The sequence below is a fragment of the Nostoc sp. C057 genome (genome assembly GCF_013393925.1).
Taxonomy (GTDB): Bacteria; Cyanobacteriota; Cyanobacteriia; order Cyanobacteriales; family Nostocaceae; genus Nostoc; species Nostoc muscorum_A.
Window position 1 is genome coordinate 1046850 of record NZ_CP040281.1, and the last position, 25632, is coordinate 1072481.

Consider the following 25632-nt stretch of genomic DNA (forward strand, 5'->3'; position numbering starts at 1 on the left):
TGGCAAGTTAAATTTTTCCTTAAACACTACCTACCTTGCCGCAGTAGGCATACCCAAAATATCTTCAAGTCTCGGCATATCTTCCAACGCAATCACTCGCCCTTCATCCTCAAAACCAGCAATTTGATCAAAGTTCAAATACCGATACAAATCATCTGCAAAAGGATGAATTCTACTCGCCACAATATCCAAATATTCCTGCACTGTCGGAAGCCGCCCCAGCAGCGCACAAACTGCGGCTAATTCTGCTGAACCAAGATACACTCGCGCATCTTTACCCATGCGATTATTGAAGTTGCGTGTAGAGGTAGAAAACACTGTTGTGCCATCAGCAACTCGCGCCTGATTACCCATACACAAACTGCATCCTGGCATTTCTGTTCTAGCACCCGCAGCGCCAAAAATGCTGTATACACCTTCTTCTTTTAATTGGTGTTCATCCATGCGGGTTGGTGGTGCTATCCACAAGCGAGTTTTCACTTCACCTGCACCTTCCAAAACTTTTGCTGTTGCCCGATAATGACCAATATTCGTCATACAAGAACCAACGAATACTTCTTGCACTGGATCGTTAGCAACTTCCGATAATAACTTAACATTATCAGGGTCATTGGGAGCCGCAACAATTGGTTCTTTGATTTCGTTCAAATCGATTTCAATTATTTCGGCATACTCCGCATCAGCATCACCTTCTAATAACACGGGATTTGCTAACCATTCTTCCATCTTGGCCACACGGCGCAGCATGGTACGTGGATCGTGATAGCCCCGTGCTATCATATTTTTCAGCAACGCTATGTTAGAACGCAGATATTCAGAAATTGTCTCTACACTCAGCTTAATTGTGCATCCGGCACAAGAACGTTCGGCACTAGCATCGGTGAGTTCAAAGGCTTGTTCAACTTTTAAATCTGGCAAACCTTCGATTTCGAGAATTCGCCCAGAGAAAACATTTTTCTTATTCTGCTTCTCTGCTGTCAGCAAACCTTTTTGAATTGCTACGTAGGGTATGGCATTCACGACATCCCGCAGGGTGATACCTGGTTGCAATTCTCCTTTAAATCTTACCAAAACTGACTCTGGCATATCTAAAGGCATCACACCCAAGGCGGCTGCAAAGGCCACTAATCCAGAACCGGCGGGGAAGGAAATACCCAAGGGGAAGCGGGTGTGAGAGTCGCCGCCAGTTCCCACAGTGTCGGGTAGCAGCATCCGGTTTAACCAAGAGTGGATGATTCCATCACCGGGACGGAGGGCGACGCCGCCACGAGATGCAAAGAAATCGGGGAGTTCGTGATGGGTTTTGATATCTACTGGTTTGGGATAAGCTGCTGTGTGGCAGAAACTCTGTATCACTAAGTCTGCACTGAAACCAAGACAGGCGAGTTCTTTCAATTCGTCGCGGGTCATGGGGCCTGTGGTATCTTGTGAACCAACGGTAGTAATAATGGGTTCGCAGGATGTGCCGGGACGCACACCAGGTAATCCACAAGCTTTACCTACCATTTTTTGGGCTAGGCTGTAGCCTTTGCCTGTATCAAAGCCTTCCTGGGGGCGGGTAAATACAGTGCTGGGTTCTAAACCAAGTGCAAGACGAGTTTTATCGGTAAGGGTACGTCCAATAAGTAAGGGGATGCGTCCACCTGCGCGGACTTCATCGAGGATGGTGTCAGGTTTGAGGGCAAAGGTGGAAATGACTTCGCCTGTTTCGTTGGTAATTTCGCCTTTGTAGGGATGGATGGTAATTACCATGCCTGTTTCTAGTTTGGTGACATCGCACTGAATAGGCAAAGCACCGGCATCTTCTGCTGTGTTAAAGAAAATTGGCGCGATCGCACCACCTAAAACATAACCCCCAGCGCGTTTGTTTGGCACAAAAGGTATATCATTTCCTGTATGCCACAATACTGAGTTGATGGCAGATTTACGCGAGGAACCTGTACCAACTACATCTCCTACGTAAGCTACAGGATGCCCTTTTTTCTTCAGTTCGGCAATGGTTTGTAAACTTCCTGGTTGCCGTGACTCTAACATTACCAAAGCGTGTAAAGGAATATCCGGGCGAGTTGTGGCGCTTTGGGCGGGGGATAAATCGTCGGTATTGGTTTCGCCAGGAACTTTAAAAACGGTGACAGTAATCGCTTCTGGAACTGTGGGGCGAAGGGTAAACCATTCAGCTTCCGCCCAAGAGTCAACCACCCGCTTGGCGAAAGGATTGGTTTTAGACAACTCTAAAACATCGTGGTAAGCGTCATACACCAAGAGGATTTTGCTTAAGGCGTTGGCGGCATAAGCGGCGATGGGTTCCTTTCCTTGTCCACCCATTACCAAAGGTGTTTCGGATGAGTCAGAGACGGATACAGTAGGCAATTGCAGCAAATCGATTAAAGATTGCACATTGTAACCACCGATCATTGTGCCCAGCAATTGCACTGCTTCGATGGGCGCAATCAACGGACTGGTGATTTGTTCCTTAGCGATCGCCGTGAGAAATCCGGCTTTGACATAAGCTGCTGGATCAACACCAGGAGAAACGCGATCGCTCAATAGATGTAATAATATATCCTCTTGACCCTTTGGCGGATTTTTCAGTAATTCACATAGTTCTGAGGTTTGCTTCGCATCCAATGGTAAAGGGGGAATACCGAGTGCTGCTCTTTCAGCAACGTGTTTACGATATTGTTCTAGCATTTTTATGTTCTCCATTGGGATGTTCTATCTTTAATTATGAAATATTTTTAGTCAATACTTGGCTATAAGAGTTTAGCTTACTTTTATTACTGAAAGCCTTACTGCTAATCGGTTGCTCGCAGTTTTTTTTATACTGAAAGTTTGAAAAGTATTGAGCGAATGGAATTCTAAAATTCTTGTTCTTTCTATGTCATAGTCTTGACCTTCATCTGTAAAATGGCTATCTCCATCAATTTCAATTACTACTTGTTTTTCCAGTAAAGATGTGTGTACACCGTAGCTTAAAAAAGGAGGGGACAAGAATTAAAGTCCCCCCTTTTTAAGGGGGATTTTAGGTGGATCTAAAACGTTTTGCTACCAAGAAGAGGACTTTTCAAACATCCTCTAACGCGCTTAGAATGCCGCGAAGTCTTTATTTATGCCGTCAAAAAGTCACAAGAAAAGTATAAGTTTAAACTCTATGCTTTGTGCATCATGAGCAATCATGTGCATTACCTGCTGGAAGCAAAACAGCCAGAAGATGGGTTGGCGTTGATTTACAAAAAATTATTTTCGAGGCAAAGTAGCACTAAAGCAGCGATCGCATGGAACAGGCAGTCAAGTGAAAACATGACGTTCTCTCCCGCCTGTTATACCATCAGATTAACGGGAAAGAACGTCACAGCAGACCTAAACCTCGCACTAGTAAATGATGATCAATGTCAGCTTAAAACAATCGTCCACAAGGAATTGTTCCACGACGAATCGCATGATTGCTGGTTTCGGAATCATCCGCCCAGAAGAACTGTTTTAGATTGCTGGCGCATTCAGAATTGGGCGCAATGGCGATACCTTCGTTGTTAATGTTTGACATCGAACTTGGGCGTTCGTAACCCTTGCGGATGATGAATTTGCCTTTCGTTGACGAGCCAACGGTGGTATCGATGGCGAGCAGGGTTGAGCGGTTGCTGCAATTGTTGTCGCAATACGCCCATAAAGTCTCATTATCGCGGTCGAAGGATAAATCCATGATCTTTGTATTACCACTGGCAATGGTAGCAATACGCGTATATGTAGAGTCGGAGTTGAGCGCGTAGGCATAAATTTGTCCATTTGCTTCCAATCCAACAAAAAACAATCCCGTGCCATGCAACGGATAATTGGCTGGGTTGTAGAGCTGATTGGTACTTTCATCTATGAATCCATTAGCCTGCAAATAACTATCTGGCACCCATGCGATCGATTCCAAGCCTAAATTAGTGGAGCTAACTGTTGGCAAACTAGAAGTTAAGTTCCATTCCTTAGTAGCATTGAGGGTGGTGGCACTGCTGCTGCTGTCATAACTCAGTACGCTGAAGCGGTTGGAGCCGCTGCCATCTCGCTCAGTAGAGACGTAGATAGTTGTTGAAGAAAGCTCGGCTTTGGTCACGCCTTCCGCATCTGGCGCACCAGTACCATTGGGATAGCGCAACGTTTTTCCAGAACTCCAATTATTAGTAGTATTTTTGACGAAAGTGCTGCCGTTCCAAACCAGGTTATAGAGTTTTGATGGCGAATTTTGCACTCCCCACAACACAGCTTGTTGCGTTCCAGTCGCTGGGTCGTAGAACAAACCACTGAGATTACCACCGAACTGGTTAGAGCCATCAGCAGTGACTACAGTTGTGCTGCTAGGCCATGCGCTGTAGGTGACAGAGGCCGCTACCAATTTCGCACTCAATAAACTTATGCCACAGGCAAAAAACAGCTTTGTGAGCGCAAAGGAAGATATTGCTTTACATTTCATTGTTTGATAATCTCTGAGAATCATTGAAGCCCATGAGCCATCCAATTTTCGATGTGTAAATTGTTTGGATTACGCGGCATCACAAAAGTGGTGGTGAAATTCACTCTAGCAATTGGGTATGACTTAAAAAGTTATAATTGGTTAAAATTTTGGTTAAAATTAGTTATTTTCACGAAATTTTCGCCACACCAAAAAAACTGCTTTTGGAATGTCCAAAATTGCCCTGAATACAAGGGTAATTGAAGCAGCCCAATCCACAAATCGCTATATACTATATAGTCCCAATCAAAGCCTCACAGATACATATTAAATCTCTAAAGCCTGGAAATAAAATCTTATTATCTCTGAAATTTTAATATTTATTAGAACAATCGCTGAATATAACTTAGCTTACGTTGTATCAATTAGAATTAATCATGGAGTCTCCCACAGCCTTTTTATCGCCCAACCCCAATTTTTAAGTAAGCAAGAACCTCTCAAAGTCCTCCTTAAAAAGGAGGATTTAGGAGGATCTACAACATTTTGATTTTGTAGAGGGATGTGTATACGCCGTAGCCTAAAAAAGAGGGTTTAGGGAGATAAAAAAGTGCCTAGATCACAGCCAACCAATAACTTTTAAAGCGACCTCTTAAGCTAGCTCACAAAATCGTTCCAGTTTCTTTCAAATAAACCCGTGTAAATGGTTCATCTTCAGCCAAAGTATAATCTTCAATCAACCCTTTGCGACGGATAGAAATCTCGTTGCCTTTTCTAATCACCACAGTAGAACCATCAAAGACATCCCGCGCTAGCATCATCTCAGTTTCGCTGGGATTATCCAAAACTACGATATTACTACTCCGGTAAAACATCCCCTCTTCATCTAAGATGTCTTCCGCATATTCGGCAATCAGCAAATCAACTTTGGGATGACGGAGTAAAGTTTGGACGTTGCTATTGTAATTTTTGCTTAATACTTTTTTCGAGCGATTTACAAAAACTGCATCACGACAAACAGCGCCAATTGTCCAGTTGGGATGTTGCAAAAGGATATGGTCAATCGTTGTTTGCAGTTCTTCAACTGAGATTTTATTAAAGGTGATAATCGGTATCCTCGAATCTGTACCCGACTCAAAAAAGGTTTCTAGAATATGAGAAGGTACATCAACACTTTCACCTTCAGAAGGTTTAAGATGCATTAAAACTCCTGGTGCAGCGTTGATTTCTAGGATAGCGAAGTTACTAGATTTCCAAGATTCTGAGAGACTTTTGGTAATGACATCAATACCAAGGCAAGTCAACTGGAAATGTTGGGCAATATCTTGCGCCAAGATAATATTGTCATCATGAACTGTGTGGGTTGAATCGATGCTCATACCTCCGGCTGAAAGATTGGCAACTTTACGCAGGTAAACAGTGCGTCCTTTTTCAATCACGCTGTCTAGTGATAAGCGCTGTTCCTCTAAGTAAAGTTCCATCGCTTCATCAATCTGAATTTTACTCATGGGTGAGGTGGGCGTATCTAAACGTGCAGGTTTGCGGTTCTCTAGGCGAATTAATTCTGCAAGCGTTAAGTGCCCATCACCAACAACCGATGCTGGACGGCGTTCTGTGGCGGCGACAAATCTGCCATTGACACACAACATCCGAAAATCTGATCCTGAAATACTTTTCTCAACAATTATCCGAGTTAGCTGATCTTCAGGAATCGCTGCTAATGCTCTATTATAAGCAGATTCCAGTTCTTTTGAGTCTTGTACGTCAGCCGTAACGCCAATTCCTTTGTGACCTACCACTGGCTTAACTGCCACTGGGTAGCCAATTTGTCTGGCTGCTGCCAAGGCTTCCTTTTCAGAAAAGACGATATCGCCTTCAGGGACTGGGAAACCCAAGGTTTTTAGAAATGCTTTGCAGTCATCTTTACGAGTGGTAAACTCTGAATCTAGATGACTATCACAGTTAAATGTGGTTGCTACTCCTCGGACGTGTTTTTTTCCAAAGCCGTATTGCATTAATCCTTCTTCCCACAAATAAAAGGCGGGAATACCTTTTTCGTAGGCTGTTCGCAATAGAGCGTAAACTGTGGGGCCACCATAGACAGATGCGCGAAATCTATTTTGCAGCCTCACTAGCTGCTCCTCAAAGTTAAAGTCTTCGTCTTGGGTAATGGCTTCAAACCAATCCCAAACAAAATAAACGACCTCTCTAGTTGTGCGTTCATGTAGTGATTGGACGCTAATTCGCGCGAAATCTGGATATGGCTTAACACTCCAATGCTTAAGGTGCAAATCCATATCAAGCTTTCCGACTTCGGACACAACTTGAGCAAATAGATAGGCATGGGACTCGTAGCTTTGACTGCCCAGATTTGGATAGCGATCGCCAATGCTGGCAATATAATCTTCTATGGGCAAAGGCTCTCTAGAGTCAACTAGAGCAAAGTCAAATACTAGCGCCCCTGCATCTAAATAGGGGTTGGGGCCAACATAATGCTTGAAGTTGAAAATATCAAATACATCCGTTCTTCTAGCATTAATGCGAGCTAAATCACTGCTTTTTTGTAGAACCATTGATTACGAACCTTTGGCTAAACACCCTGAAATTTCTATGCTGAGTTATCGTTACTCAGACTTGTTGATTGGAGGCTGATTCCGATTAATTGTTGGAGAGTGATGGCAAAGCCATTGATCTAATCAGAACCTACACTAACCCTATTAGTAAGCATTTTTAACTATCTCAAGGCATAATTAAATTTTTCTTCCTCAGCAAAGAATCAAGAATAGTCACTTCATCCTTATGAATGGGCAAAGATATAACCTTTGAAAGGTGCAACACGCATCCCAAAATCTGTATAAGTAAATATGCGGTATTGAAAAGACAGCAAAGCATGAATAGCACACAAGCTGATCTAAGAGATGAAATTCGAGAACTTGCTGAGGAAGCTTTTCACCAAAAGCTGATCTCTGGTCATGGTGATGGGCCTGACATAAATGAATATCAAATCGTCTACCAAGGGAAACCCAGACATCTCCCACTAGAACAAGCACGTTTTTTCTTGACTAACTTGCTTTACAGAAGTCGCATTCATTAGGATTTACCATCAGATATCTAATTTGTACCCAGCGAGAGTTAATACCAACAATTGCATGATAAATTTTCAATCGGTAATTTAGAAACGCAGTCAATAATGCCTCTAGAAAATCTCTCTAGAGGCAGTTGGTTTTAGTAATTTTATTTAGTAAAAGAAAATTAATTCTGAGGAGAGCTATTTTTCGATGTAATTTTCCTGAAAAATCTTTTGGTCTAATTGCAAGCGCAAATTTTAATACTACCTTCTATCAGGTAATCTACCACAGGGATGATTTGATAGTTTAATTGTCATGGTTTAGTGAAATTTATTAACTCACATCAGGGGGCATCATGGTGGAAAGTAATCCCAAACGGCAGTTGGTAATTATTGGGGGAGCAGAAGATAAGGATGGAGATTCTCAAATTCTGCGAGACTTTGTGCGACGCGCTGGGGGTACGAAGGCGCACATTGTCATTATGACGGCTGCGACAGAATTACCAAGAGAAGTGGGAGAGAATTATATTAGGGTTTTTGAGCGGCTGGGAGCCGAGAATGTTCGCATTATTGATACAGAAACTCGCGAAGACGCATCATCATCTACCGCATTAGAAGCAATTCATAAATCAACTGGGGTATTTTTTACTGGTGGAGATCAAGCTCGCATCACCAATATCCTCAAGGATACTGAAATTGATGCGGCCATTCATAAACGGTTCGCGGAAGGTGTAGTTATCGCCGGTACAAGTGCGGGCGCTGCTGTGATGCCAGATAAAATGATAGTTGAAGGTGATTCTCAAACGCATCCTCGAATTGAAACTGTTGAAATGGGCCCTGGTCTAGGCTTTTTACCAGGAGTGGTAATTGACCAGCATTTTTCTCAGCGTGGACGTTTGGGACGCTTAATTTCAGCTTTAATACTAGAACCTGCTGTTTTAGGGTTCGGTATTGACGAGAATACCGCTATGGTCGTAACCGATAACCAAATTGAAGTGATTGGTGCAGGTGCGGTGACAATTGTTGATGAATCAGAAGCTACATACAACAATATGGGCGAAATTTTGAAGGATGAGTCTTTGGCGATTTGCGGAGCAAAGCTTCACATTTTGCCACATGGATTCAAATTTGACTTGAAAACCCGCCAACCTATCCTAAATAGTGGCTCTGTGACTAATGTATCTGTACCTGTTGCTTGAATCAACACCTAACTTTTTACAGGTGCGTTTTACTTGAATAAATAATTAATAATTGTAGATTATTGGCATTTATCTCTTGAATATCCTCCCAAGTACTCTCAGAAGTAGGGGATACAGCCCCCCTTTTTTCAGGAAGAAAGGGGGGATTAATTTTTAATATTCCTTATCTTAACTTCAGCAAACTGTAAGGAATAAGTAATATTAACTCTACATGATGATGCACTTAATATTTATTAAACGAATTATAAGTATAGGTAATATATAAAGAAACGGCTCGGTAAATGAATTAATTATGAAGTTAAATTTGATAGAAAATTGGTATAAATAAGTAATAATTAATTCAAACTATATCTCTAATGCCGATCAACTTCTATGACAATCTACTTTTATAGCACTCGTGAAGAATATGGTTGTTTCTCTAACTTTTCGCCCCACGGTTTTCAATTAGATGGATTGTATTGGTCAACCAGCGAACACTACTTTCAAGCGCAAAAGTTTGTGGATACACCTCATTTAGAGCAAATCCGCCAAGTTAAAACACCTAAAGATGCGGCAAGAATGGGACGTGAGAGAACCCGTCCACTACGCCAAGATTGGGAACAAGTTAAAGACGATATCATGCGGCAAGCTGTGCTATGTAAATTTCAAACTCATACAGATATTAGGAATATCTTACTTTCCACAGGTAATGCAGAAATTGTTGAAAACTCACCCATCGATTTTTATTGGGGTTGCGGAGCCGATGGTAGCGGTAAAAATATGCTAGGAAAAATTTTAATGGAGGTGCGAGAGAGTATGCACCATACATACAGCGCAGATGTTGATTGTAAAAGCGTTAAATGATGCGCTAAGGGACTTCCAAGAAATAAATTATCCAAATAAACGAACCACAGAGACACAGAGAACACAGAGAGAAGAGAAATAGAGAGGGTTCTTTCGTCAGTTTTGGGACATTTTTTTATTTGGAAGTCCCTAAACAACCTGATGAAAGATACCTTCTGGTTTTGGGAACACTATATTTACCACCAGACTTCAAAGGAAGGGGTTGATGCCTAAAGGCGAATGGAATAATAGATCGAAAAATACAATTCCCCTACAATTACCCATAACATACTTAAAACCAGTGAAGCGTAATACAATTACTCATGAATTTGGCTCTGGTTCACATGCAGAAATACTACCTCCACAGGAAAATGATGACAATTTATCGGAAGCATCCAAGCTACTACGGCAAGGAATTCAACAGCAGCAAGCTGGTGAATTAATTGCGGCGTTGAAGTCTTTACAACAAGCTTTGGGGCTGTTTCAGGGAGTTGGGGATTTGCAAAAACAGGCACAGGCGCTTTCTTTTTTAGGATTGGTAACTTATAGCGCTGGAGACTATAAAGGTGCGATATCTTACTCCCAGCAGTGTTTGTCTTTGCTCAATAACACCTCAGATTTAGCATTGCAAATGCAAGCATTTTCCCATTTAGGGAATTCATACCGTCATTTGAATGACCATAACAAGGCTATTGAGTTTCTAGAAAAGTGTTTGAAAATAACGCAACAGCTGCAAGATAAACGGAGTCAAGTTGCAGCATTGAATAATTTGGGATTGGTGTATAAATCTTTGAGTAACTTTACACAGGCTATTGAGTATCAGCAGCAAAGCCTAGAGATTGTGCGAGAACTTAAAGATAACTGGGGCGAGGAACAGGTACTCAAAAATTTGGGTAATGCTTGGTATGCTTTGAATAATTATCCCAAAGCGATCGCTTATTATGAGCAGTGTGTAGTACTAGCACGCTCCTTAAAAAATGTTCGTAGTGCTTCTCAGGTACTCAAAAATCTGGGTAATGCTTGTTATGCTCTAGGTGATTATACTAAAGCTATTAAGTATTATGAAGATAGGTTGCTCTTAGCTAGAGAAATTCAAGACAAACGTAGCGAGGAACAATCTTTAGGTAGTTTAGGAGTTGCTTGTGAAGCTCTGGGTGACTATAACAAAGCAATTACATATTATGAACAGCGTTTGCTCTTAGCTAGGAATATCAAAGACCGTCGTAGTGAAGAAGAAGCTCTTGATCGTTTGAGAGTTGCTTGCTATGCCTTGGGTGATTATGCCAAAGCTATGCAATACCAGCAAGGAACATCTTCAAATAGTTAAAAACAAAAGAAGAAAACAATTCAAACTTAAAATTACTCGGATAGATCCATTGGCCCCATTCTATTTTGTTGCTGGAGATATCTGAGAACCTCTGATGTATCAACTTGGGGAAATTCCACGTAAAAATTACTCACACTCCAGAAGGGTTCTGGTGTTTCCAAGACGATTGTGCGATCGCCCCACTGTTTTAACCAAGGTAGCAATCTTTGTGGTGCAACTGGAGTACATAGCCAAACTGCTGCTGGAGACAGTGCTTTGATAGCAGTTGCCGCTACCGCTATTGTCATTCCTGTAGCAATGCCATCATCAACTAAAATAGCCGTAGCATTCTCGGCATTCACCTGCGGACAAGCAGTAATTAATTGAGCCTCAAGAGACTTAGCTTGGATGATAGCTTTATTTAAAGCCACTTCCCGCAACCTTGTATCATCTTTAAACCGAAATAGCTTTTGATCAGTCCAAAGAACATTTCCGTAAGTAGTCACTGCACCAATTGCTAACTCTGGGTTTTCTGGATGGCTAATCTTTTTCGCTACAACGATTGTCAACGGACAATCCAATAGACGCGCTATTGGTGCTGCTACTGGTATACCCCCTCTTGGCAAAGCATAAACAATTGGTACAGGTTTTATCCCAGAAGCAATAGTTTGCTGAGTCAAAACATCCTGAATCACTCGCGCTAATAATTCACCCGCATGGGTGCGATCGGCAAAAAGCGGGGTCTGTGACATGGGTTCCCCCCAGCATCTTAGGACGGCACTGCTTTTATCATGACTGAATTTTGTCTCAACTTAACTGATACAATAAGATTTTGTATAAATAATTAAGTATTCAGCAAAAGTCTATTTATTCAGATAAATCTGCAACCAGAGCAGTATTTAACTCAGATAAAACAGCTGGCGCTGATATCAAAATCCTAATTTTCATGAGCAGCGAAACTCAACTCAGCCTCTTCGACGACTCAACCTTTAACCAACGAGAACTAATTCCTACAGACGCTAAAATTGCGATCGCTCCCGGAACTTATTCCACCATAACGGAATTGACACAGCATTGCGATCGCTGCCACCGTTGTCCATTGGGAGACACTCGGACTCATGCTGTCGTCGGACGCGGTAATCTCAAAGCCCCAATTATGGTTATTGGGGAAGCGCCTGGTCAAAATGAAGACGAAACTGGTTTACCATTTGTAGGTAGATCGGGGCAATTGCTGGAAAAAATTCTGGCATCGGTAAATCTAACTACCGAGCATGATGTATATATAGCTAATATAAATAAATGTCGCCCACCAGATAATAGAGTTCCTACTCCAACAGAAGTAGCGGCTTGTCTACCTTACTTACTAGAACAAATTCGTCTAGTTGACCCTAAAATAATCTTATTAACAGGTGCAACTGCTGTCAAAGGCATAACTGGCGATAAACGAGGGATTACGAAAATTCGCGGACAGTGGCTGGAGTGGGAAGGGCGTTTATGTATGCCGATTTTTCATCCTTCCTATTTACTGCGTAATCCTTCTAAAGAAAGAGGTGCGCCTAAATGGTTGATGTGGCAGGATATCCAGGCAGTGCGGGCTAAGTTAGACGAATTCCAAAATAACAATTAAACCTCGTCTACCTTGAGAACCGTAGTTTTGTCGGTTGGGTGCAGCGATCGCGTAACCTAACATAAAATTTGGTGGTGATGTTGGGTTGCGTTTCACTCCACCTAACCTACTTGCGTGACTTCCATGACTTGAATCAAGCCCTGCTTAAGAGTGAATCGATGGCCCACGTGTTCATCGGCAAGAACTACGTAAGCCAAGTCACGCACGACCTGATGCACATCGACCAAAATGCGCCCGTCCTCCTCCGAATAAAAGGAAACCGGCTCAACGTGCGGATTGATCTCGCTCCATTGCTCCGTCCAGTAAGCGCGAACTTCTTCAGGCCCACGGACAAAACCGCCTTTGAACGCTTTCGGCCAAGCCACGTCGGGAGTCATGAGGGCAAGGGCAGCGTCAATGTCTCGTGCGTTGAAGGCCGCATAAGCCGCACGGAGCAGTTCGATTTCTGGTGCAGGTTGATCTGACATAAGAGTTATGGTGAAGGAGATGCAGCAGGACTTAACAACTTATTATACCGTTAAAGCTAAGTAGTGTTATCTTTGCGGGACACAACTACGCGCTAATTGCGATCGCCTGTTTTAATTGAGGTGGAAGCGATCGCAGTTGAGTTAAGTTAGCATTACATTAAGTCAGTCAGGGAAATTAGCCCTTTTTTTAATTAAGTTATATTTTGATTAACAAATATTCTGGTAATCGATAGCTTGCTGACAGCAAGAAAGGTAAGGGTGAGGTTCTAAGAACAACTCGTAAGCGCAGCACCACATTGATCTTCCTTTGTTAACCAACCTTTAACACCTTGATATTCAACCTGCGCCCAATCTCCCTGACAGCCTAACAATTTGACAGCCGTATTCGCAGGAATGGTTCTCACTTTTTGGCTTTCTTGACTATTACTAGCATATAAATCTACGCCATTAGTACCGTAGCCCTGTGTTGTTAAACCTAACTTTGGCACAAATACCCATCCAGTTCCTTGAAAACCATTACTAGCATTAGTAATCTGTACCCAATCTCCAGTAGCACCAATAACTTGAACTGTTTCGTTGATAGGTATTTGTCCTAAAATTGTGTTATTTGTACTTACACCACTCCGCACATTTAAACCTTGTGGATCTGTATCAGTTACGTAGGCAAGAATATCGCACTTTTGGGAATTAGTCGATTTCGCTAAAGCTATTTGATGAGCTATACCTGTATTTAGCATCACACTAATACAACTAAATACCAATCCTGTTACTAACTTTGATGGTGCCTTTTTCACTTTTTTTGTCATAATATCTGCTCAATTTTTTTGCTTCAGTACCTAAAATTTGAGTTTGATTTCTATCTCATAATCTACCCAAGCAAATTAAAGATAAGTTTATAAAATACTTATCTAAAAATATGTAATACAGACCTAACCCCCAGCCCTTCTCTTCAAGGGAAGGGGAGTAAGATTCAAAGCTTCTCTCCTTTTAGGAGAGAGGTTTGGAGAGAGGTAAAAACTATACTGCACCCAAGTAAGAACCGCTATAATTGGTCTTTCAAGACGCGATAAATCGCGTCTCTACATTAGGGTTTTGTTGCTCTATCTAAACTGTATTGATCTATAACAGGTTACTTCATATCGTAGCCAAACAAATTCGGGTCTACTTCTCCTAACTGCAACTCTGCTAAACCATATTCCGCCCATCGTCTCTCTACCATCGCCGCTACATCTGGGTCAGATTCCAAAGGCGAACCCCATTCATGATCTGTTTCCGGCGGAATCTTTGTAGTTGCATCAATTCCCATCCGTCCACCTAAGCCAATTTTTTCACTGGCAAAATCCAAGGTATCAAAAGGTGTATTTGGCAAAATAAACACATCTCGCACTGGGTCAACTTTGGAACTAATCGCCCAGACAACTTGACGCGGATCGCGAATATTTATGTCTTTATCCACAACAATTACAAATTTAGTGTATGTAAATTGTGGTAAAGCACTCCAAAACGCTAAAGCTGCCCGTCGCGCTTGTCCGGGATATGCTTTATCAATGGAAATAATCGCTGCTTTGTAACTCAAGGCTTCCATTGGGAGGAAGAAATCGACAATTTCAGATACTTGTTGGCGCAGTATGGGTGTATAAATGCGATTTAGTGCGATCGCCATCATCGCTTCTTCTTTGGGTGGACGACCGCTAAATGTTGTTAAGTAAATCGGATTTTTTCGGTGCGTCATACACTCAAAGCGTACCAATGGCGAATCCTCAACGCCGCCGTAATAGCCCATGTGGTCGCCAAAAGGCCCATCTGGTAACACTTCTCCTGGCGTAATCGTTCCTTCCAAGACAAATTCGGAATCTGCGGGAACTTCCAAATCTACAGTTTTACATTTCGCCAACTGCACACCAGAACCGCCGTATAGTCCAGCAAACAGCCATTCTGATAAATCTACAGGGATGGGTGTGGCAGCTGCCATAATAATTAGAGGATCTACACCAAGTGCGATCGCAACTTCTAATTTTTTCCCACGTTCGGCTGCTTTTCGCAAATGCCTCGCCCCACCCCGCACCGATAACCAGTGAACCGTCATCGTATTTTTAGATTGTAGTTGCAAGCGATACACACCTACGTTTGGTGTACCCGTCTCACAATCTTTGGTAATTACCAGTCCCAGCGTGATAATCTTGCCAGCATCACCAACATAAGGACGTATCAAAGGCAACTTATTTAAATCTAAATCATTACCTTGAAGCACAACTTGCTGACAAGCGGGGAAAAAGTCTCGTCCTGGTTTCGCCTTCACCACATCAAACAATACTTTCCCAAAATCTATCGCCTGGGAAATCTTCTTCGGTGGTTTTGGCTGTTGCAGCATACTTAATTTTTTCCCCAGGGTTTCCAACTCCTCTGGATGCTGCATATTCATCGCCCAGCAAATCCTTTCCACAGTTCCCATCAAATTCACCGCCACCGGAAAGGAAGCGCCTTTGACGTTTTCAAACAACAACCCTGGGCCACCTTTTTGCAGCATTCGGTTGGAAATCTCAGCAATTTCCAATTCTGGGTCAACTAAAGCTGAAATCCGCCGTAATTGTCCCTTTTCTTCCAGAATTTTAATGAATCCCCGCAAGTCTCTCGCCATTGTTCTAATAAAGCTGATTATTTAAGAAGTGTGAAGCGCTTTCTTATATTATGGGGTATTAGGGATTGGGCACGGGGCACTTGTACTGAGCGTATCGCTAAAGCGAAAGCTCCGCTAACGCGTAGCGTCTCGTAGAGAAGCCGTAAAGCCTGCGGCATAGCTACGCTTATGGCGCAGCCTCTCCAAGAGTTGTATTGGCATTGGGAAAGGACAAGGAAGAATGCGTTCTATAATTTTCCCTTGTCTCTATCCTTCACTCCGTCATCTACCCATTTGGGAAATTCTTGGTTTTAATTGGAAATTAACCTATTTAGTCACTTTTCTTAACTGTCTTTTCCAAAATATTTAGTTATTGTATCTAGGGATACGCATTTATTTTTTATAAATAAGCGCTAACCTAATCAAACATGGCCAGAATATACTATACCTTCCTAGCAGGCGGTTTTGTTATATGACCCCTGCTAGGTTTATTTATTACAAGCTTTTACTGTGCCTTTTTTTGGGATTTTTCTGAATTTTTGTGAGTTTGCGTTAGTGTAGTCCAACCCAAGCATCGCCAAAAGCATAAATTTTTGATACTGACAAGGGAACTTTTGAAAGTTTGGGCATCTGAAACATAGCTGAAAATTGCTATTTATCCGAATTCACAACTTTTCTAGAATTTTAAAATATCTAATGATTCTTCTATTTCTAAATCTAATATTCTTTCTCGTGTATCTTTGAGTGCTTCTAGCTTACCTTCTTTACGATATATGTCTGCTGCTTTCTGAAAATCTTCAATTGCCCCCTGTCTATCTGCTATTTCTAAACGAATATTGCCACGATTGTAATAAGCATCGGCATAATTATAATTAATTTGTATGGCTTGAGTATAATCTTCAATTGCTCTCTCAAAATCTCCTAAGTCAGAATGAGCATTACCACGGTTATAATAGGCATCGGCATAATTAGGATTAATCTGTATTGCCTGTGTATAATCTTCAATTGCTCCTTCAAAATCTCCTAAATCAGAACGAGCATTACCACGTTTTTTATAAGCTATGGCATCTTTTGGATTAATCTTGATTGCTTGAGGGAATCCCGGTTGAGAACCTAATAAATAACGAGCAATCCCATGGTTTTTATAAGCATCAGCATAATGAGGATTAATTTTAATTGCTTGGGTATAATCCTCAATTGCTCCTTGATTATCTCCTATATGAGAACGAGCTTCAGCCCGGTTTTTATAAGCTACGGCAACATTAGGATTAATTCTAATAGCCTGAGTGTAATCATTAATTGCTTCTTCTAATCGACCTAGTTGAGACAGAGCTAAACCTCGTTTATTGTAAGATTTAGCATCCTGAATATTCATCTGGATTGCCTGAGAATAATCTGCGATCGCAGCTTCGTAATCACCTATTTGATAGTGAGTCAAACCTCGTTTATAATATAAATCAATATCGCTAGATGTAACTTTTAAGGCTTTACTATAGTTAACGATCGCATTTGTATATTCTCCTTTTTCAAAATATTCATCCCCCAATTTTGCATAAAGTGTATTTAAATCTTCATTATTATTATATTCAGGTTGAAAAAAAGATTTGAGTAACTGATTATTGGTTGGCTTAGATAAGATTTCTTGCTTCGGAAGATATTTGTAAATTGATGGTTGTTGTCTAGAAGAATTATTTAGAGAAGATTGTAACTGTTCTAGATAGCACCATAAACCTCCACCATACAACAACTGGTCTATGCCAAAAGAAATTTTACCAGTCTTTAACTTAATCATTCGGGTTGGGAGAAACCCAGCCAAAAAAAGGTGATACTGAGATTGTGCTTCACTTACATCTTCTTGAATCAAAATGCAAACTACAACTGCATTTTTTTCAACTTCTTCAGAACTGATTGACCATCTAACTCTATCAATATTACCGTGACGAGATTTAACCTCAATACCAATAGAGGGGTCAGAAGTCAAGGTAAAATCTATATTGCCATCGCCGCCGAATCGCTTTTCATAATCGACTTCGGTAATAAAATCTGCTAAACGTTCCTTGACAACTTCCTCACCCAACTTCCCTTTAAGATAGCTAATAAACACGTCACGGACTGGCGAAACACGCTTATATTTCTCAGCCATCAACCAGCAAAATTCCCGTAGTGCCTTTAATCTGTCTCCAGAGATTATAGTTAATTCACTATATTGACCTTCGGTTTCACAATGAAGCAGACAACCAGATGTTAACCTTTTAATAAAATCAGACTGTAGCGATCGCAGTAGTGTAATCCAGTCCATGTATATTTCTGCGAATCTTTTGATGAGATTATTCTATGAAAATATCCAGTCGCCGTAAACCTTTTAATTAGCTTTACAAAATTTATATCAGTTTAGGTGCGGCCATGTCTGATTATGCCAAAGTTTTGACTGCTAGGGAAGAGTGTAAGAGTGCGTAGGCGTAGCCCGTCGTAGACATCGCTGGGTGAATAGCCAAAAACACTTATCGGGTCGTTGAATCTCAACTCCACAGTTTTGGCGTGCTTAACCCCAGTGGAAATCCACTCTCACCATCTAATACCAATGTAGGATGGATACACGGTAGGTAAAGGTACGGGGAATCGCTTTCTCGTGTCGCTAACGTAATTCGTAATTAAGTTTTATAAAATAGATTTAAAAAAATCACAAAACTTGCTAATGACGAAGAGGGAAAATTGAACTATTAAAATTTGTTAAAACTTATGAATTCTGAATCAAAATTATTTAAGAAACAAATCATAATGTTCAGTAATTTCTAATTAACAATGTGCTTGGATATAAGCAGCAGTTAGGAACTTTTATATATGAATTACGATGCTTTCATTGTTCCACCAGGTTCAAAGATTTCTCTGAAAAAAAACTATGACCCAGCTTATAAAGCTGATTTTAATGAAAAAGCTGATGCTGCAATTAAATTACAGGCAGATATTGAGCGATTAGCGAATTTTCAAAATATTCTCTATGCTCAAAATACCTATGCCTTGCTGATTATTTTTCAGGCAATGGATGCTGCTGGTAAAGATAGCACAATTAAACACGTGACCTCTGGTGTGAATCCACAAGGATTTCAGGTATTTAGTTTTAAGGGGCCCAGTGCAGAAGAATTAGACCATGACTACCTGTGGCGAACAATGAAGGCTTTGCCAGAAAGGGGTCGAATTGGGATATTCAACCGCTCATATTATGAAGAAGCGCTAGTAGTTCGTGTTCATCCAGAAATGTTAAGGAAGCAACAACTTCCTCATTTTCCTAATGGAAATAAGATATGGAAGCAACGCTTTGAAGAAATTAATAATTTTGAAAAATATTTAGTAGACAATGGTGTGATCGTTCTGAAGTTCTTTCTTAATGTTTCTAAATCAGAGCAGAAAAAACGTTTTTTAGAACGGATTGAATATCCTGAAAAAAATTGGAAGTTTTCAGATAGCGATGTCAAAGAAAGAGCTTTTTGGGATGATTATATGAATGCTTATGAAGATATTTTTAATAACACTAGTACAAAATCGGCCCCTTGGTATATTATTCCTGCTGATCGCAAATGGTTTACACGTCTGGTAGTCGCCAATATTATCTGCACTAAACTAGAAGAACTCAATTTGAAATACCCGATAGTTAGTGACGAACATAGGCAGCAACTTTTGGAGGCAAAACGCATTTTAGAGCAAGAAGATGAACAGACAAGCTTAACAGATAAAGGCAAAAAAAAGTAAATTAGTTCAGATATACTGTATAATTTATGTAAAAGAAAGATGAGCAATCGTAAATTTATTAATACTCCCTGTAACTAATAAGTTTAGTTGGTACTGACAGCCGAAAAATCATGATTCAGATGGCAGAAGATGCCAAGAATAATCCACCCCACTTTACTAATGCTGCCTTTGATATTGTGGCGATCGCAGCCTCAGCCGGTGGTCTAACTGCTCAAATTAAAGTGCTATCGACCCTACCCGCACAATTCCCAGCCGCGATCGTTATTGTGCAACATATTTCTCCTGAACATCCGTCATTCATGGCAGAAATTCTCAGTCGGCGCACGGATATTAACGTCAAGCAGGCAAAGGAAGGAGATAACCTCACCCCAGGAACGGCTTACATTGCTCCACCTAATCGTCACTTGTTGGTTAACGATGACGGCACACTTTCCTTATCACAGTCGAAATTAGTACATTTTTTACGTCCTTCGGCTGACTTATTATTTGAATCGGTTGCAGCCACTTACAAAGAAAGAGCGATCGCCATCGTCCTAACTGGAACGGGTAGCGACGGCGCGATGGGAGTAGAAGCAATCAAAAAAATGGGTGGTACTGTCATTGTCCAAGACTTAAAAACCGCCGAATTTTCCGGGATGCCCTCAGCTGCGATTCAAACTGGCAACGTAGATTTTATTCTCCCCCTAGATGAAATCTCCAGCGCTCTGGTGACTTTAGTCATGGGAGAATGTAACTAAGCTAAGAATTAGGGGGCAGAGGAAATATATTTTGGAATAAAAATGAGTCTTTGATACTCATTAATGAAGCTTAGAACTCCTTTAATAAGTAAGTTCGCGTAAATAATTGTCGTTGGGATAAGGCAATAGGCAATCTTGCTACAGGTATAAGAGTTTTAGCCTAGTTGATTTTTCTTTACATAGTTTGATTTTATTGTGCCAACTTACTTAAGCCTTTCATACTCATTAATAAAGCTTATAACTCCTTTAATGAGCCTTTGATACTCGTAGACAAGTATAAAAACTTTACTCTTATGCCCCCTATCCCCTACGCCATACCTTATGACTTCCGCAGACAGAGATCCCAAATTTGAAAATCTACTGATTTATCTCAGACAAAGCCGGGGATTTGATTTTACAGGCTATAAACGCTCGACTTTGATGCGCCGAGTCCGCAAGCGGATGCAGTCATTGAACATAGAAAACTTTGAAGAGTATTTAGACTACCTAGAAGTTTATCCAGAAGAATTCAATTATCTTTTCAACACTATCTTAATTAACGTCACCGCTTTTTTTCGAGATTCATCAGCTTGGGAATACCTAGCAGAGGAAATACTGCCTAATCTGATTAGGAATAAAAATACTTCTGACCAAATCCGCATCTGGAGTGCTGGCTGTGCTTCTGGGGAAGAAGCTTACACTTTAGCAATGTTGATGGCTGAAAGATTGGGAGCAGAGGAATTTCGCCAACGGGTGAAAATCTATGCCACAGATGTAGATGAAGAGGCTCTCAACCAAGCTCGTCAAGCTACGTATTCAGCAAAAGATGTCCAGGCGGTAGCAGATGAACTGCGGCAGAAATACTTTGAGATTGTCGGTAATCGCTATGTCTTCCGTCAAGACCTGCGACGCTCAGTGATTTTTGGTCGTCACGATCTGCTTCAAGATGCGCCCATTTCGCGCTTAGATTTGCTGGTTAGTCGCAATACATTAATGTACTTTAATTCTGAGACTCAAGGGCGAATTCTGGCGCGGTTTCATTTTGCACTTAATGATACTGGTTATCTATTTTTGGGGAAAGCAGAGATGCTATTGATGCATTCTAGTCTCTTTACCCCAATAGACTTAAAAAACCGGATATTTAGTAAGGTATCGTCGGTTAATATACGCGATCGCCTCCTAGTTATGGCAAATTCAGTAGATGACGAATCTAGCAGCCGTGTGTCTCGACATTTGCGGCTGCGAGAGATGGGTTTCGACACATCACCAATTGCCCAAATAGTCATTGATATCAATGGCTCTCTAGTAATGCTGAATGAGCGGGCACGGACTTTGTTTGCCCTTTCCCCCAAAGATTTAGCTCGTCCTTTCCAGGATCTAGAACTTTCCTATCGACCGATTGAATTGCGATCGCTAATTGAACGGGCTTATGCCGAACGCCGCCCTGTCAGCCTGACAAATGTAGAGCGCTATTTGTCTAACACAGAAACTCAATATCTGGATGTGCGAATTACGCCTTTGCAAGAAACAGACACCAGTTTTTTAGGTGTTAGCATCTCCTTTCATGATGTCACTCGTTATATTAAACTCCAAGATGCTCTGCAACGCTCGCAACAGGAATTAGAAACTACCAACGAAGAACTCCAATCTACCAATGAAGAATTAGAAACTACTAACGAAGAACTCCAATCCACCAATGAAGAATTAGAAACTACCAACGAAGAACTCCAATCCACCAATGAAGAATTGGAGACAATGAATGAAGAACTCCAATCGACTAATGAAGAATTACAGACAATTAATAACGAACTGAGCGAACGCACCACAGAACTTAATCACACAAATATTTTTTTGATATCTATTCTCAGAAGTCTCCAAACTGGAATAGTGGTAATTGACGGCAGCTTTAACATCTCAATTTGGAATTACATGGTAGAAGATTTATGGGGGCTGCGAACTGATGAAGTTCTAGGAAAGTCTATTTTCAGCCTAGATATTGGTTTACCCGTCGAGCAGTTGCGATCGCCACTCCGCGATTGCCTATCTGGTAAAAAACAATTTCAAGAAATGATCCTTGAGGCTACCAATCGTCGAGGTAGGCAAATAAAATGTTACCTGGCAATCACCCCGTTACTTGGCATGGATATACAGGGAGCAGTTTTAATGATGGCAGATGTAGAGAGAGTCCATAGTATGATTTCTAGTCAAGATATGGAGGAACGGCGGCAGCAGGAATGAAAGTCCCGGCAAGCAGGGGACTTGGGGATAAATCATACTGAATTCTGACTCTTGAGTTGTGAATTCTCCTTGAGAAAAATGCTTAAGTGAAAAGTATTATATTTAACTTGTGATCTCTCTGGTTGCTTTACTGAAGGAAAGATCAGTTTTTCTGCTGACTTTCTCAATCAAAGTAATCATCACAGAAGGCAGCAAATGACCAATGAAAATTTTGAACAAGCAATTGTCGAGGCGCATAATCGACTAGAAAAACTCTTGCAGCTTGCAGGTATCACGATGGAGCAATCCATAGAGTCAGACTATCCTGTAGAGCTTTTACAACAAGCGATCGCCGAAATCTCTATTTCTTTGGAAGAGTTACACCAGCAAAATGAGGAATTGATTGCTACACGCCATTTGGTAGAAGCTGAACACCAACGTTATTACGATTTATTTAACTTTGCCCCAGACGGTTACTTGATCACAGATGCTACTGGAATTATTCAGGAAGCTAACTATGCTGCCGCTAACTTATTGAATGTGCGCCAGTCTTACCTGATTGGTAAACCAATGGCTGTGTTTGTGCATCAGACAGAACGGCAGAAATTTCGTCAAATTATGCTGCAATTGCAACAACAGGGGCAAGTCAAAAGAGAAGAGTTACGGATTTTTCATAATGAAAGAACTATAGATTTTCCGGCAGAATTAACTGCGATCGCAGTGGAAGATAGTCAGGGTAAAACTGGAAACTTGCGCTGGCTATTCAGAGACATTAGCGAACGCCACCAAACAGAACAGAAAATCCGCGAACAAGCTGCCCTACTGGACATCACAACAGACGCAATGATCGTACAGGATTTGCATAACCAAATCTTATTCTGGAACCAAGGCGCAGAGAAGATGTACGGCTGGCAAGTTCAGGAAGCTCAAGGAAACAACGTCTGGGAACTTTTATATCGAGAACCCGCACCTCTACTGTCAGAAGCTCTAAAAACTGTTGTTGAGCGGGGAACCTGGCAGGGAGAGTTATGTAAATTCACAAAAAATGGTAGAGAACTAATCATCGCTAGTCGATGGACGTTAATGCTCGATGCCGTAGGCTTACCTAAATCGATCCTGATTCTTGACACAGATATCACCGAGAAAAAACAACTCGAAACCCAGTTATTGCGTAGTCAACGTTTAGAAAGCTTAGGTACTCTCGCCAGTGGTATTGCTCACGACCTCAACAATATTCTCACCCCAATGATGGGAATTGCTCAACTACTGCCCCGAAAATATCCCCATCTTGATGACCTTTCGCTGCAAATGCTAAATATCCTCGAAACCAATACTAAACGGGCCAGGGATTTGGTGCGGCAAATTTTGTCATTTACCCGTGGTTCCGAAAGAATATGCACAATTGTGCTGGTATCGCAACTAATAGAAGACATCAAGCAGATAGTCCAACAAACATTCCCCAAATTTATCGACATCAACATAGATATAACGCCAGATATCGGCATTGTTCTCGGAGACAGTAGCCAACTGCATCAGGTATTGATGAACCTAGTAATCAATGCTCGTGATGCTATGCCCAATGGCGGTAAACTCTCTATTTCTGCCAGCAAGGTATTCATTGATGAAAATTATGCCAGGATGCACATAGGGGCAACAGTTAATTCATACGTGAGAATTACGGTTACTGATACTGGAGTTGGCATTCACTCAGAAATTATCGATCGGATTTTTGATCCCTTTTTCACCACTAAAGAAGTGGGTCAGGGGACAGGACTGGGTTTATCTATATTAATGGACATCATCAACAGCCACGACGGTTTTTTGGAAGTAGCCAGTCAGGTAGGAATTGGGACTACATTCAAAGTATATTTACTAAGTCAGGAAGGCACTACTGCTCAAGTAATAGTAGATGAGATAAAGCTGTCAACAGGTCAAGGAGAATTAATTTTAGTTGTTGATGATGAAGTAGCCATCACTGAGACGACCAAAGCCACACTGGAAATCTACAAATATAAGGTATTGACCGCCCAAGATGGGATTGAGGCTCTTGCTCTCTATACTCAGCACAAAGATGAAATTAGACTGGTGCTGATGGATATGATGATGCCCGCAATGGATGGAAAAACAGCCATCGGCACCTTGCAAATCATCAACCCGCAAGTGCCAATTATTGCCATGAGTGGATTAGCTACGGCTGAGACATTAGTGCAAACAACAGGTCTTAGTATCCAAGGCTTTTTAGCGAAACCATTCAGTACCGATGAATTATTGAACAAAGTTCAAAAAATATTCCGCTAAAATCAATTTGCTAAGGTACTCAGCTAAATTAACATTCTGGAGTTTTGTGACTCTGTGCTTATTCAATTACAGACTATCAACGTCCTAAAACAGCCTACTAGCTCTGCTTGGGTTGAACAAGCGATCGCTAACCTAGACATCATCTTACTCGACCATTCCCACTGCGAACGTAAAGCAGCAGGTGTGGCTTTGAATATGATGTTTCGCTACCCTTCCAATACTAAAATGGTGCGGGAACTAACTGCGATCGCCCGCGAGGAACTAGAACACTTTGAGCTAGTTAACCAATGGTTAGAACGCCGGAATATTCCCTTAGCTCCCTTACCACCGCCTCCCTACGGCGCAGGTTTAAAAGCTCAAGTTCGCCCAAAAGAACCTGAGCGATTTCTGGATTCCTTACTAGTCACTGGTTTAATTGAAGCTCGTTCTCACGAACGTCTGGGACTATTAGCTGCTCACTGTCCAGAGCCAGAGTTAGCAAAATTTTATCGTGGCCTAATGGCATCCGAAGCGCGTCACTACGGTATATATTGGGTTTTAGCTGCTACTTATTTCGACAGAGAAATTGTCATGCAACGGCTTGATGAATTAGCAATTGTCGAAAGCGAGTTGCTGGCGACTTTGCACCCAGAACCTAGAATTCACAGTTAGTAGACTAAGGCAACAGATATGAAGCTTCAGCTAACACACCTGAGACTACTTGTCTCCAACTACAAAGATTCTTTTCTGTTCTACCGGGATCTGCTGAAATTTGATGTCGATTGGGGCGATGAAGAGAGCGGATATGCTGAGTTGAATACCGGATATCTCAAGTTGGGTTTGTTCAAAAAAGAATTAATGGCTGAAGTAGTTCCAAGAATTGAACAGCCTTCATACATTGTCAATCGAGATAAAATAGTCTTGGTTTTCGCAGTCGATAATGTGGATGAGGTTTATGAGCAAGTAAAAAATCAGAATTCGATCGTTGTGACGGAACCGCAAGATCGCCCAGACTGGGGAATTCGCACCGCTCATTTTCGCGATCCTGATGGCAATCTCATCGAAATTTACAGCAATCTAGGAATTGTCAGTTAAAAATTGGCTGTCAAAAACTATCCCATATCTAAACTACAAATTT

At 41.4% G+C, this 25632-nt stretch carries 21 protein-coding genes and 1 pseudogene; 12 read left to right on the forward strand and 10 right to left on the reverse strand.

Annotated features, from left to right (window positions below; translation table 11 throughout):
• Nucleotides 1-30: 30 nt before the first annotated feature.
• Both acnB and FD724_RS04350 read right to left on the reverse strand, forming a co-directional pair.
• The gene (gene acnB / locus FD724_RS04345; protein WP_179071708.1) at nucleotides 31-2691 is read right to left on the reverse strand and encodes a bifunctional aconitate hydratase 2/2-methylisocitrate dehydratase; all 2661 of its coding nucleotides are present in this window, start codon (nucleotides 2689-2691) and stop codon (nucleotides 31-33) included.
• Nucleotides 2692-2763: 72 nt separating this feature from the next.
• On the reverse strand, nucleotides 2764-2991 hold the full coding sequence (locus tag FD724_RS04350) for a DUF559 domain-containing protein (protein WP_114085857.1): 228 nt from the start codon (nucleotides 2989-2991) through the stop codon (nucleotides 2764-2766).
• A 51-nt stretch (nucleotides 2992-3042) separates the two neighbouring features.
• Here FD724_RS04350 and FD724_RS04355 point away from each other — a divergent pair.
• Nucleotides 3043-3147, forward strand: a pseudogene (locus FD724_RS04355) (hypothetical protein); the annotation flags it as partial.
• A 250-nt stretch (nucleotides 3148-3397) separates the two neighbouring features.
• Here the strand turns inward: FD724_RS04355 and FD724_RS04360 are convergent.
• Nucleotides 3398-4480, reverse strand: a complete 1083-nt coding sequence (locus tag FD724_RS04360) for a hypothetical protein (RefSeq protein ID WP_179071709.1) — start codon at nucleotides 4478-4480, stop codon at nucleotides 3398-3400.
• A 614-nt stretch (nucleotides 4481-5094) separates the two neighbouring features.
• Complete coding sequence (locus FD724_RS04365; RefSeq protein ID WP_179071710.1) at nucleotides 5095-7005, reverse strand: acetate--CoA ligase family protein; 1911 nt, start codon at nucleotides 7003-7005, stop codon at nucleotides 5095-5097.
• A gap of 317 nt (nucleotides 7006-7322) precedes the next feature.
• Between FD724_RS04365 and FD724_RS04370 the strand changes: the two genes are divergently transcribed.
• The 4 genes from FD724_RS04370 (at nucleotide 7323) to FD724_RS04385 (ending at nucleotide 10847) form a co-directional block, all read left to right on the forward strand.
• A complete protein-coding gene (locus tag FD724_RS04370) occupies nucleotides 7323-7526 on the forward strand; it encodes a hypothetical protein (protein ID WP_041565287.1) in 204 nt (67 codons plus the stop codon).
• A 329-nt stretch (nucleotides 7527-7855) separates the two neighbouring features.
• A complete protein-coding gene (locus tag FD724_RS04375) occupies nucleotides 7856-8698 on the forward strand; it encodes a cyanophycinase (protein WP_114085859.1) in 843 nt (280 codons plus the stop codon).
• A 372-nt stretch (nucleotides 8699-9070) separates the two neighbouring features.
• Entirely contained in the window at nucleotides 9071-9541 is a 471-nt protein-coding gene (locus FD724_RS04380; protein ID WP_179071711.1) for an NADAR family protein, read from the forward strand.
• Between the two features lie 205 nt (nucleotides 9542-9746).
• Nucleotides 9747-10847 carry a tetratricopeptide repeat protein gene (locus tag FD724_RS04385; RefSeq protein ID WP_179071712.1) on the forward strand — a complete coding sequence of 367 codons (1101 nt, stop codon included), beginning with the start codon at nucleotides 9747-9749 and terminating at the stop codon, nucleotides 10845-10847.
• A 32-nt stretch (nucleotides 10848-10879) separates the two neighbouring features.
• On the opposite strand, the gene FD724_RS04390 is transcribed toward FD724_RS04385, so the two are convergent.
• Nucleotides 10880-11578 carry a phosphoribosyltransferase gene (locus FD724_RS04390; RefSeq protein ID WP_179071713.1) on the reverse strand — a complete coding sequence of 233 codons (699 nt, stop codon included), beginning with the start codon at nucleotides 11576-11578 and terminating at the stop codon, nucleotides 10880-10882.
• A gap of 194 nt (nucleotides 11579-11772) precedes the next feature.
• Here FD724_RS04390 and FD724_RS04395 point away from each other — a divergent pair, with 194 nt between their 5' ends.
• Nucleotides 11773-12453, forward strand: a complete 681-nt coding sequence (locus tag FD724_RS04395; RefSeq protein ID WP_114083550.1) for a uracil-DNA glycosylase family protein — start codon at nucleotides 11773-11775, stop codon at nucleotides 12451-12453.
• On the opposite strand, the gene FD724_RS40605 is transcribed toward FD724_RS04395, so the two are convergent.
• From FD724_RS40605 to FD724_RS04415, 5 genes are all read right to left on the reverse strand, one after another.
• The gene (locus tag FD724_RS40605) at nucleotides 12427-12549 is read right to left on the reverse strand and encodes a hypothetical protein (protein ID WP_256874450.1); all 123 of its coding nucleotides are present in this window, start codon (nucleotides 12547-12549) and stop codon (nucleotides 12427-12429) included. The genes FD724_RS04395 and FD724_RS40605 overlap by 27 nt on opposite strands.
• Nucleotides 12550-12554: 5 nt before the next feature.
• Nucleotides 12555-12920 carry a nuclear transport factor 2 family protein gene (locus FD724_RS04400; protein ID WP_179071714.1) on the reverse strand — a complete coding sequence of 122 codons (366 nt, stop codon included), beginning with the start codon at nucleotides 12918-12920 and terminating at the stop codon, nucleotides 12555-12557.
• A gap of 266 nt (nucleotides 12921-13186) precedes the next feature.
• A complete protein-coding gene (locus tag FD724_RS04405; protein ID WP_179071715.1) occupies nucleotides 13187-13726 on the reverse strand; it encodes an SH3 domain-containing protein in 540 nt (179 codons plus the stop codon).
• Nucleotides 13727-14049: 323 nt separating this feature from the next.
• Complete coding sequence (locus FD724_RS04410) at nucleotides 14050-15558, reverse strand: UbiD family decarboxylase (RefSeq protein ID WP_163928426.1); 1509 nt, start codon at nucleotides 15556-15558, stop codon at nucleotides 14050-14052.
• A gap of 655 nt (nucleotides 15559-16213) precedes the next feature.
• Nucleotides 16214-17836 carry a tetratricopeptide repeat protein gene (locus FD724_RS04415; RefSeq protein ID WP_179071716.1) on the reverse strand — a complete coding sequence of 541 codons (1623 nt, stop codon included), beginning with the start codon at nucleotides 17834-17836 and terminating at the stop codon, nucleotides 16214-16216.
• 542 nt (nucleotides 17837-18378) lie between these two features.
• On the opposite strand from FD724_RS04415, the gene FD724_RS04420 reads away from it, so the two are divergent.
• The 6 genes from FD724_RS04420 (at nucleotide 18379) to FD724_RS04445 (ending at nucleotide 25589) form a co-directional block, all read left to right on the forward strand.
• Nucleotides 18379-19284, forward strand: coding sequence for a polyphosphate kinase 2 family protein (locus FD724_RS04420; protein WP_179071717.1), 906 nt, complete (start codon nucleotides 18379-18381; stop codon nucleotides 19282-19284).
• Nucleotides 19285-19394: 110 nt separating this feature from the next.
• Entirely contained in the window at nucleotides 19395-20021 is a 627-nt protein-coding gene (locus tag FD724_RS04425) for a chemotaxis protein CheB (RefSeq protein ID WP_179071718.1), read from the forward strand.
• Nucleotides 20022-20342: 321 nt separating this feature from the next.
• Complete coding sequence (locus tag FD724_RS04430; RefSeq protein WP_179071719.1) at nucleotides 20343-22238, forward strand: CheR family methyltransferase; 1896 nt, start codon at nucleotides 20343-20345, stop codon at nucleotides 22236-22238.
• 195 nt (nucleotides 22239-22433) lie between these two features.
• Nucleotides 22434-24515, forward strand: coding sequence for a PAS domain-containing sensor histidine kinase (locus tag FD724_RS04435; protein ID WP_179071720.1), 2082 nt, complete (start codon nucleotides 22434-22436; stop codon nucleotides 24513-24515).
• A gap of 54 nt (nucleotides 24516-24569) precedes the next feature.
• Nucleotides 24570-25166, forward strand: coding sequence for a tRNA-(ms[2]io[6]A)-hydroxylase (locus tag FD724_RS04440; protein WP_179071721.1), 597 nt, complete (start codon nucleotides 24570-24572; stop codon nucleotides 25164-25166).
• Nucleotides 25167-25184: 18 nt separating this feature from the next.
• Complete coding sequence (locus FD724_RS04445) at nucleotides 25185-25589, forward strand: VOC family protein (protein ID WP_179071722.1); 405 nt, start codon at nucleotides 25185-25187, stop codon at nucleotides 25587-25589.
• The last annotated feature ends 43 nt before the right edge of the window (nucleotides 25590-25632 follow it).

What these genes read in the sequence shown, in the direction of transcription:
- acnB (WP_179071708.1), bottom strand. Translation starts at nt 2,691, where the DNA reads ATGCTAGAACAATATCGTAAACACGTTGCTGAAAGAGCAGCACTCGGT.
- FD724_RS04360 (WP_179071709.1), bottom strand. Translation starts at nt 4,480, where the DNA reads ATGATTCTCAGAGATTATCAAACAATGAAATGTAAAGCAATATCTTCC.
- FD724_RS04365 (WP_179071710.1), bottom strand. Translation starts at nt 7,005, where the DNA reads ATGGTTCTACAAAAAAGCAGTGATTTAGCTCGCATTAATGCTAGAAGA.
- FD724_RS04370 (WP_041565287.1), top strand. Translation starts at nt 7,323, where the DNA reads ATGAATAGCACACAAGCTGATCTAAGAGATGAAATTCGAGAACTTGCT.
- FD724_RS04375 (WP_114085859.1), top strand. Translation starts at nt 7,856, where the DNA reads ATGGTGGAAAGTAATCCCAAACGGCAGTTGGTAATTATTGGGGGAGCA.
- FD724_RS04380 (WP_179071711.1), top strand. Translation starts at nt 9,071, where the DNA reads ATGACAATCTACTTTTATAGCACTCGTGAAGAATATGGTTGTTTCTCT.
- FD724_RS04385 (WP_179071712.1), top strand. Translation starts at nt 9,747, where the DNA reads ATGCCTAAAGGCGAATGGAATAATAGATCGAAAAATACAATTCCCCTA.
- FD724_RS04390 (WP_179071713.1), bottom strand. Translation starts at nt 11,578, where the DNA reads ATGTCACAGACCCCGCTTTTTGCCGATCGCACCCATGCGGGTGAATTA.
- FD724_RS04395 (WP_114083550.1), top strand. Translation starts at nt 11,773, where the DNA reads ATGAGCAGCGAAACTCAACTCAGCCTCTTCGACGACTCAACCTTTAAC.
- FD724_RS04400 (WP_179071714.1), bottom strand. Translation starts at nt 12,920, where the DNA reads ATGTCAGATCAACCTGCACCAGAAATCGAACTGCTCCGTGCGGCTTAT.
- FD724_RS04405 (WP_179071715.1), bottom strand. Translation starts at nt 13,726, where the DNA reads ATGACAAAAAAAGTGAAAAAGGCACCATCAAAGTTAGTAACAGGATTG.
- FD724_RS04410 (WP_163928426.1), bottom strand. Translation starts at nt 15,558, where the DNA reads ATGGCGAGAGACTTGCGGGGATTCATTAAAATTCTGGAAGAAAAGGGA.
- FD724_RS04415 (WP_179071716.1), bottom strand. Translation starts at nt 17,836, where the DNA reads ATGGACTGGATTACACTACTGCGATCGCTACAGTCTGATTTTATTAAA.
- FD724_RS04420 (WP_179071717.1), top strand. Translation starts at nt 18,379, where the DNA reads ATGAATTACGATGCTTTCATTGTTCCACCAGGTTCAAAGATTTCTCTG.
- FD724_RS04425 (WP_179071718.1), top strand. Translation starts at nt 19,395, where the DNA reads ATGATTCAGATGGCAGAAGATGCCAAGAATAATCCACCCCACTTTACT.
- FD724_RS04430 (WP_179071719.1), top strand. Translation starts at nt 20,343, where the DNA reads ATGACTTCCGCAGACAGAGATCCCAAATTTGAAAATCTACTGATTTAT.
- FD724_RS04435 (WP_179071720.1), top strand. Translation starts at nt 22,434, where the DNA reads ATGACCAATGAAAATTTTGAACAAGCAATTGTCGAGGCGCATAATCGA.
- FD724_RS04445 (WP_179071722.1), top strand. Translation starts at nt 25,185, where the DNA reads ATGAAGCTTCAGCTAACACACCTGAGACTACTTGTCTCCAACTACAAA.